This window comes from Kitasatospora sp. NPDC057518 (genome assembly GCF_042802075.1).
Taxonomy (GTDB): Bacteria; Actinomycetota; Actinomycetes; order Streptomycetales; family Streptomycetaceae; genus Kitasatospora.
Map to the genome: position 1 here is coordinate 1 of NZ_JBHVEU010000815.1, position 1,055 is coordinate 1,055.

1 protein-coding gene is annotated in these 1,055 nt (G+C 74.8%); it reads left to right on the forward strand.

The window, feature by feature from the left end:
• The first annotated feature begins 241 nt into the window (after positions 1-241).
• Entirely contained in the window at positions 242-1,006 is a 765-nt protein-coding gene (locus ACFU7Z_RS39585; RefSeq protein ID WP_198959499.1) for an SDR family NAD(P)-dependent oxidoreductase, read from the forward strand.
• Positions 1,007-1,055 lie beyond the last annotated feature (49 nt).

The window sequence follows — 1,055 nt, forward strand, 5'->3', positions numbered from 1 at the left end:
CCCTCCATCAGGGCGGCCGCTCGGACGGTCCCGGCGCGTTCGCGGTCCGTTCCCGGGGGTCCCGGGTCGGGCGGCCGGCGGTCGGACCGCACCACCGGTGGTCGGCGCACACGCCGGGGCACGGGAGCGCGTCGCGACTTGGTTGAACGTTGAACGCAACGTCCGAATACCGCCGGAGGTTTGAAGGTCCCCGGGCCAGGATCGAGTCATGTCCGAGATCGGAACGAGGAGTTCTGGAGATATGACGATGAACGGTGCGGCAGTGCTCGACAGCCTCGACGGCAAGGTGGCCCTGGTGACCGGCGGCAGCCGGGGGATCGGGGCGGCGGTCGCCCTGCGGCTCGCCGAGGACGGCGCCCACGTGGTGCTGACCTACCAGGGCGGCGCGGAGCGGGCCGAGGAGGTCGCCGCGAAGATCACCGCGATGGGGCGGACCGGCTGGGCCGTACGGGCGGACAGCGCCGACCCGGAGGCGGTGCGGGGCGTGGTCGAGGCCGTCGTCGAGCGGTTCGGGAGGCTGGACGTCCTGGTGAACAACGCGGGCGTCGGCGTCCTCGGCCCGATCGGCGACCTCACGCTGGAGGACGTCGACCGGGTCCTGGAGGTGAACGTCCGGGCACCCTTCCTGTACGCCCGGGCCGCCTCCGCGCACCTGACCGAGGGCGGGCGGATCGTCAACCTCGGCAGCTGCATAGCCCAGCGCGTCGCCTTCCCCGGCGCCACGCTGTACGGGACCAGCAAGGCCGCGCTGATCGGCCTGACCAAGGCGCTGGCCCGGGAGCTCGGGCCGCGCGGGATCACCGCCAACCTGGTCCACCCGGGGCCGATCGACACCGACATGAACCCGGCCGGCGGCCCCGCGGCGGAGGGCCAGCGCGAGCTCACCGCGCTCGGCCGCTTCGGCACCGGCGCGGAGGTCGCCGCCGCGGTCTCCTACCTGGTCGGCGAGGGCGGCCGGTACGTCACCGGCGCCGAGCTGGCGGTGGACGGCGGCTTCGCCGCCTGACGCAGGTTCGACGGCAGGCCCCCGGGGCGTGTCCCGCAGGCCCGGCAGC

What these genes read in the sequence shown, in the direction of transcription:
- ACFU7Z_RS39585 (WP_198959499.1), top strand. Translation starts at nt 242, where the DNA reads ATGACGATGAACGGTGCGGCAGTGCTCGACAGCCTCGACGGCAAGGTG.